This is a genomic window from Kribbella sp. (assembly GCF_035687465.1).
Lineage (GTDB): Bacteria > Actinomycetota > Actinomycetes > Propionibacteriales > Kribbellaceae > Kribbella.
This window is the reverse complement of record NZ_DASRXP010000728.1, coordinates 1-6,609: the sequence shown is the minus strand read 5'-3', so window position 1 is coordinate 6,609 and position 6,609 is coordinate 1. Positions and strand designations below refer to the sequence as shown.

The 6,609-nt window shown below is 68.3% G+C and carries 6 protein-coding genes and 1 pseudogene; 2 read left to right on the top strand and 5 right to left on the bottom strand.

All coding sequences use genetic code 11. From position 1 onward, the window contains the following. From VFG33_RS39490 to def, 3 genes are all read right to left on the bottom strand, one after another. The coding region (locus tag VFG33_RS39490; protein ID WP_325058164.1) for an RsmB/NOP family class I SAM-dependent RNA methyltransferase at positions 1 to 1,205 on the bottom strand (1,205 nt) is incomplete at its 3' end. Then, on the bottom strand, positions 1,202 to 2,128 hold the full coding sequence (fmt, locus tag VFG33_RS39485) for a methionyl-tRNA formyltransferase (RefSeq protein WP_325058163.1): 927 nt from the start codon (positions 2,126 to 2,128) through the stop codon (positions 1,202 to 1,204). The genes fmt and VFG33_RS39490, both read right to left, overlap by 4 nt. Next, positions 2,125 to 2,673, bottom strand: a complete 549-nt coding sequence (gene def / locus VFG33_RS39480) for a peptide deformylase (protein WP_325058162.1) — start codon at positions 2,671 to 2,673, stop codon at positions 2,125 to 2,127. The genes fmt and def overlap by 4 nt, the downstream gene beginning before the upstream one ends. 185 nt (positions 2,674 to 2,858) lie before the next feature. On the opposite strand from def, the gene VFG33_RS39475 reads away from it, so the two are divergent. Both VFG33_RS39475 and VFG33_RS39470 read left to right on the top strand, forming a co-directional pair. Beyond that, the gene (locus tag VFG33_RS39475) at positions 2,859 to 4,166 is read left to right on the top strand and encodes a C39 family peptidase (protein WP_325058161.1); all 1,308 of its coding nucleotides are present in this window, start codon (positions 2,859 to 2,861) and stop codon (positions 4,164 to 4,166) included. Between the two features lie 4 nt (positions 4,167 to 4,170). Then, positions 4,171 to 5,382: a hypothetical protein gene (locus VFG33_RS39470; RefSeq protein WP_325058160.1), complete on the top strand. Its 1,212-nt coding sequence runs from the start codon at positions 4,171 to 4,173 to the stop codon at positions 5,380 to 5,382. An 8-nt stretch (positions 5,383 to 5,390) separates the two neighbouring features. Here the strand turns inward: VFG33_RS39470 and VFG33_RS39465 are convergent, their stop codons facing one another. Both VFG33_RS39465 and VFG33_RS39460 read right to left on the bottom strand, forming a co-directional pair. Beyond that, positions 5,391 to 6,014 carry an HAD family hydrolase gene (locus VFG33_RS39465; RefSeq protein WP_325058159.1) on the bottom strand — a complete coding sequence of 208 codons (624 nt, stop codon included), beginning with the start codon at positions 6,012 to 6,014 and terminating at the stop codon, positions 5,391 to 5,393. 46 nt (positions 6,015 to 6,060) lie between these two features. Beyond that, positions 6,061 to 6,609 (bottom strand): annotated as a pseudogene (locus VFG33_RS39460) (flavoprotein); the annotation flags it as partial.

Sequence of the window (6,609 nt, the reverse complement as noted above, 5' to 3'; positions counted from 1 at the left end):
GAGGTGATCGCGGAATCCAGCAGAGCTTCCTGGAGGGGCCGCAGTTCCTCGACGTCCTCCGGCGTCCGGCGCCAGCGTGCCTCCGGGCGACGGCGCAACGCCCCGAGCCCGCTGCACGGCACATCCGCTAGCACCCGGTCGTACGAGCCCTCCGGCCAAGTCGGCTTGGTCCCGTCGCCCACAAGGACCTGGTGATCGCCCGGCACCGCACGCAGGTTGGACCGGACCAACTCGGCCCGATGCTTGAGCGGCTCGACGGCGGTGAGAGTGCCTTCCCGCTGATTCACCAGCGCCGCGAGAAGAGCGGATTTGCCGCCTGGACCCGCGCAAAGGTCGAGCCAGCTCGCGTCTGTACCTTCGAGCGGAGCGGTTGCGAGTGCGATGGCGACCAGTTGCGAACCCTCGTCCTGAACACCGGCCCGCCCAGTGGCGACCGCCTGGATCCGGCCGGGATCACCTCCGCCTTGCAGGACAGCGGCGTACGGCGACCACTTGGCCCGGGTGGCTCCGGCCTCGACCAGCTCATCCAATTCCGCTAGCCCCGGCCGCGCCACCAACGTCACCTTCGCCGGCTCGTTATCCGCATCCAGCAGGTCTTCCAGAGCGCTTGCGTCCGAATCGGCGCGGGGCCTGCCCCCGGGTTCTTCGGACGCAAGCTCGGACGCAAGGGAGTTGGCGAAGGCGTCGATCACCCAGCGGGGGTGGGCTTTGGCGATGGCCAGGTGGCCGAACGGGTCCTGGTCGAAAGGCGGTGCGACGGTGGCGATCCACTGGTCGAGCGTCCGCTGGCTGACCTTGCGGAGTACGGCGTTGACCAGGCCGCTGCGGCTCTGCCCGACCTCGGACCGGGTAAGGGTCACCATCTCGCTGACCGCGGCGTACGAGTCGACTCGCATGCGGAGCAACTGGTGCGCGCCGAGGCGGAGCAGGTCGAGGAGTTCCGGATCCAGCTCGGCCAGTGGACGGGACACGCTGCGCGCTAGGAGTGCGTCGTACGTGCCCTGCCAGCGGAGGGTGCCGTGCACGAGTTCTGTGCAGAAGGCGGCGTCGCGGCCACTCAGGCGCTGGTCGCGGAGGGCCTTGTTGAGGGCGAGGTTCGCGTACCCGTCCTCGCCGTTGACCTGCCGGATCACCCGGTAGGCGACCTGGCGGACCTTGTCGGGACGGCGTTGCGGAGCGCGGTTGCGAGGACTGCGGTCGCTCACTCGTGGCCCAGACGATCTTCGGCGGTGATGCGGACGCCACGCGCCCAGTCGGCCGCTGCCATCGGCTTCTTGCCCTGCGGCTGAACCGTGACGAGCTCGATCGCCTTGCTGCCGGTGCCGACAGTGACTGTGGATTTGGTGGTGTGGAGCTCGCCCGGCTTGAGTTCTTCGTCGGTGAGGTTGACCTCGAGGACCTTGAGCCGCTCGCCGCGGAAGGTGGTCCAGGCGCCAGGGGCCGGGTTGCAGCCGCGGACCAGGCGATCGACTCGCTGGGCAGGTGCGGTGAGGTCCAGCTCGGCGTCCTCGACCGTGAGCTTCGGCGCGATGGTGATCCCGTCGGCCGGCTGCTCGCGGGCTTCGAGCACGCCCGCCTCGATCCCGTCGAGCGTGTCGACCAGGAGCTTGGCGCCGGACTCCGCGAGCCTGGTCAGAAGATCCCCAGCAGTGTCCTTGGGACCGATCCGCTCAGTCAGTACGCCGTACACGGGGCCGGCGTCGAGCGCCTTGACGATGCGGAACGTACTCGCCCCGGTGACGTCGTCGCCGCCGATGATCGAGTGCTGGACCGGGGCGGCCCCGCGCCACGCGGGCAGAACGGAGAAGTGCAGGTTGATCCAGCCGTGCGGCGGGATGTCCAACGCTGCCTGCGGCAACAACCCGCCATAGGCGACGACGGGGCAACAATCCGGCGCGATCTCGCGAAGCCTGGCGAGGAACTCGGGATCACTCGGCTTGACCGGCTTCAGTACCTCGACGCCGAGCTCTTCGGCGTACTCGGCGACCGGTGAGGCGACCAGCTTGCGCCCGCGGCCGGCCGGTGCGTCGGGACGGGTGACGACGGCGACCAACTCGTGGCGGCTGGCAACGATCGCCTTCAGCGCGGTGACGGACACCTCGGGGGTGCCGGCGAACACGACTCTCACAGGCCCAGTCCGTTCATCGGGTGCGGGGAGACCTTGAGCTGTGGCGGACCGCCGAGGCCGGACCACTCCGCCTCCCGGATCGCCTTCATCGCGGCCTTGCGGGTCTCCTTGTCCAGCCGGTCCACGAACAGTACGCCGTCCAGGTGGTCCGTCTCGTGCTGGATGCACCGGGCGAGCAGGTCCGAGCCCTCGATCACCACCGGTTCGCCGTACATGTTGAAGCCACTGGCGATGACGGACTGGGCGCGGATGCAGTCGAAGGTGAGTCCCGGGAGCGAGAGGCAGCCCTCAGGTCCGAACTGCTCGTCGGTGGACAAGCTGAGCTCGGGGTTCACCAGGTGGCCGAGTACGTCGTCGACGAAGTACGTGAAGACGCGCAGGCCGACGCCGATCTGGGGCGCGGCCAGACCACGGCCGGGCGCGGCCTGCATGGTGTCGGTGAGGTCGGCGACCAGGCGGCGCAACTCGGCGTCGAAGTCGACGACCGGGTCGGCCTTGGTGATCAGAACGGGGTCACCGAAAAGACGGATGGGTTGGACCGACACGCAAACTCCACAGCACTCACCGAAAGGGGGACCGCCCAAGTCTAGTGGTCCCCTCCGGCACCCCCACTCCCCTGTCCTTGACTGCTGAGGGTGATGGGGGGACTGCCCATTGTTGCCACAAGCACGTACTGTGGTCCCAGGCGTACCTACAGTCACTACCGTCACACGCCCAACGGGAGACCACCATGCCCACAGCGACACGGGGGGCAGCAGCACTGATCCTCCTGGGTGCCTTGCTCGCGCAAGCACCCCTGGCGGGAACTGCCTCCGCCTATCTACCGCCGGAACCTTCCGGTCCTTCTGTTCCCCCATCGACCACGTCCAGCCCGCCGACAGTCAGCCCGACTGCGGCTCCGACCGCGGTTCCTACTGCGGCGCCGACGGGGATGCCGACGATCGCGCCGGATCCGGATCCGACAACGTCCGACGACAAGTGGCCGGTCGCGGAGCCGCCGGCCGCGCAGTCCTGGAGCGAGCTGGCGAAGCAGGTGACCGAAACATCGCCGGGTGATCCGATGCTGCGGTCAACCGCCGCGGAGCAGGCGACCCAGGTGATGCGGTGCTTCAAGCTCGAATCCGAGAACTACTGCCTCGGTCTCGGCTTCGTCGACCAGGTACCGACAGGCGCCGAGGTCACCGAGTCCGTGACCGCACCGAACGTTTCCGCCGACGCCGAGCCGGGCGCTGGTCCGGGCGGTGAGCAGGCCGTCGCGACGGGGGCGCTGAGCCCGGCCGAGTTCGTTGCCGAGCGCGCTGCGATGCCCAAGACCGCTCGCGTGAACGCCGAGCTCGAGGAGATGCAGACCGCCTGGGACGGCCGCGACAAGGCCCGCACTCTCCGCCTGCTCGGCACCTCCGGTACGGCGAACGGGGGCACGGCTGAGGACCCGCCGACGAAGCCGCCGCCACCGCCCCTGGCGTCGCCGACTCCGGTCAAGCCGAAGCCCACCTCGGCGTACATCATGAAGGGCTACGAGACCTCGCAGGAGAAGGGCTACTGGTGTGGCCCGGCGACGTTCCAGTCGATCGACTGGGCCGACGACAAACAGAAGGACACCCAGACGTCGTGGGCCAAGGACCTCGGCGCGACCAGCTCCGGTACGGCGATCTCGGCAATGGTGAAGCAGACCAACCTGAAGACCACGTGGGACATTGCCGCCGGCACCTACATCGTGCAGAACGTCAGCCACTGGGACACGCAGAAGTTCTTCACGGTGCACCAGAACCACCTCGGCGACGGCGCCCCGGCACCGGTGATCGAGCACGTCCAACTGCTGAAGCGCTACTTCCCGTACCTCGCGTTCAACCACAGCGGGCATTACCAGGTCGGCCGGGGCTACGACAAGGCCAAGGGCACCATCGGCATCTTCGAGGTGTTCAACGAGCGCCGCTTCAACAGCCGCGGCAACGTCACCAACGGCCCGAAGAACATCCCCGCCTCGGCACTCTTCAACGCCACCCTCGCCAACCAGTTCAAGAACATCGGCCTCTGACCAGATGCGTCATCCCGCTTCCCCCGCCGCCAGGGCCGCAGTCGCCCTGGCGGCGATCACCTTGCTAGCGGCTGCCTGTTCTCCCACCCCGGAGAGCGCTCCCGCCCAATCTCCCGGTACTGCGCCCGGCACCGCGCCCCCGGGTGGAACGCCCACCGGTACGACGAGTCCTGGCGCAACGCCGAGCCCGGGCGGCACCCCGTCTCCTGGCCATACCGCCTCACCAGGAGGTCCTCCTGTCTGGACGAAGATCCTTCGGCAGCCGGTCGACGGCCAACACGTCGTCACCCAGCAGCGGAAGTACCTGGTCACGCGCAGCAGCGATGACGGCGGGACCACGACCATCACGGATCGCGCGAGCCGGCGGGTCGTCGTACGGCATGCTCCGCCGGCCGGGTTCGTCGCGCAGTCGCCGGTGGTGATCGACGACCGGTGGGCGCTGGTCGAGGAGATCCGCTCCGACGGGCCGGCCCCGGAGATCCGGGCGTACCGGTACGACCTCGTGACCGGCAAGAGAACTGATCTCTCGCAACAGAAAGCGCTCCCCCGGATCTCCGAACCAGAGATCGGCGCCTACGACGGGACGTTCGCCTACAGCACCACCGACGCCAAACGAAGGTCATGCCTAGTCATCGCCGACCTCGCTTCGCTGAAGGCGCGGACTGTCAGTTGCGTGGCGGATCCGGGGTACGTCGCGGATCCGGTCGTGTCGGCCGACTCGGTGACGTTCAGCGAGATCACCGCGCCGGAGAGCCCGCGGAGGTGCAAGCGGATCCTCACGGCCACCTTGTCCGGCGGATCAGCGCGTGCGGTCGGAGCAACGCAGAACTGCAGCCAGTGGAGCGGTGCCTCCTTGCGCGGGGCAACGATCTGGTCGGAGGTGGGCGCGGCCGATCCGGACCAGTACCAGAGCCGGGCCTACCTGCGGGAGTCCGGCGACGCGCCGGCCAGATCGCTCGGCCTGATCGTCACCGACACGATCGTGGCCTGCGGCAACTGGATCCACTGGGAGGTCCGGACTGTGGTGAACGGCGCCGAGTCCTTCCAGCTCCAGCGTTGGCAACCCGGCCTCGCCCGGCCGCAGCGCATCTACAGCACTCCCCCGGACACCGCGTTGACCGCTCCCTCCTGCCAGGACGGAAACCTCCTGGTCGAAGCCGCCCACCTCGGCGCGGGCACGAAGTACACCGAAGCCCTCCAAGCCACCACCGCCTGACTCTCTACCTACGGGCGGAGGTCGAGACCGCGCTCTCTGAGTTGCCGGCGGAGGGTGGGGGCGCCGGTGAAGAGTTCGGCGTCGAGGCCGACCACTCGGGCGCCGTCGACGTTGTGCTGGACGTCGTCGGTGTAGAAGGTGCGCGTCGGGTCGAGGTTGAAGCGCTCGAGCAGGATTCGGTAGATCTTTTCGCCCGGCTTCATGGTCTCCTCAACACCGGACACGACCTCGCCGGTGAACCCTTGCAAGATCGGGAACGCCTCCTTCGCAACCTCCCACTTGTCGGCGGAGAAGTTCGTCAGCGCGTAGACCGGTACCTTCAGCTCCTGGAGCTCAGCGAGCACCTGGGCGGTGTCCTCGAAGATGCCCTTGGCCATCTTGAGCCAGCCGGTGTCGTACGCGTCGATCCACTCGGCGTGCTCGGGATGCAAGGAGGTGAGCTCGGCGATCGCCTCGGACCAGGTCCGGCCGGCATCCTGGTGGCTGTTCCACTCGGGCGTCGCGATGTTCGTCAGGAAGTGCCTGCGCTCCTCCGGATCCGGAATCAGGTCGCCGTACAGATAATCCGGGCTCCAATCCAGCAGTACCCCACCGATATCGAACACCACATCGTCGACCCTCTGCTCACTCATGCCCCCAACCCTACGAAACCCCTCCCCACGATCCGCAGTTCACCCGTTAGTTGCAGCAACCAGACTGCGCGGGGCTGTTGTCGATCACGGTGAGCAGGCCGCCGCTGATGCCGGTGGCCAGGCCGCGACCGACCGGGGCAGCGATTTCAACCGGCTCAGTGGCGGGACCGCAACAGCCGGTGCCTTCCTCGGCTGAGCCGCCGTAGGCGAGGTTGGATGAGCAGACGCCGGTCTCGGGCAGGTCCAGTTGCACGTCGCGTGCGGCCGCCCAGTCGCCTGCCAGCGCGGCAACCACGGAGCGGGCCTGCTCGTAGCCGGTCGCCAGCAGGAAGGTCGGCGCGCGGCCGTACGACTTCGCTCCGACCGCGTAGTAGCCGGGCTCAGGGTGAGTCAGCTCGTCGACACCATGCGGCGGCACGGTTCCGCACGAGTGCTGGTTCGGGTCGATCAACGGCGCCAGGGCTCGCGTCGACCCGAGGATGGGGTCCAGGTCGAGTCGCAGTTCGGAGACCATGTCGTGGTCGGGGCGGAATCCGGTCGAGTTCACCACCGTGTCGACCACCACGCGCCGCTCCCCCGCTGCGAGCTCGACCTG

Coding starts and splice junctions, on each gene's coding strand:
- VFG33_RS39475 (WP_325058161.1), top strand. CDS start 2,859: ATGCCCACAGCGACACGGGGGGCAGCAGCACTGATCCTCCTGGGTGCC.
- VFG33_RS39470 (WP_325058160.1), top strand. CDS start 4,171: ATGCGTCATCCCGCTTCCCCCGCCGCCAGGGCCGCAGTCGCCCTGGCG.
- VFG33_RS39465 (WP_325058159.1), bottom strand. CDS start 6,014: ATGAGTGAGCAGAGGGTCGACGATGTGGTGTTCGATATCGGTGGGGTA.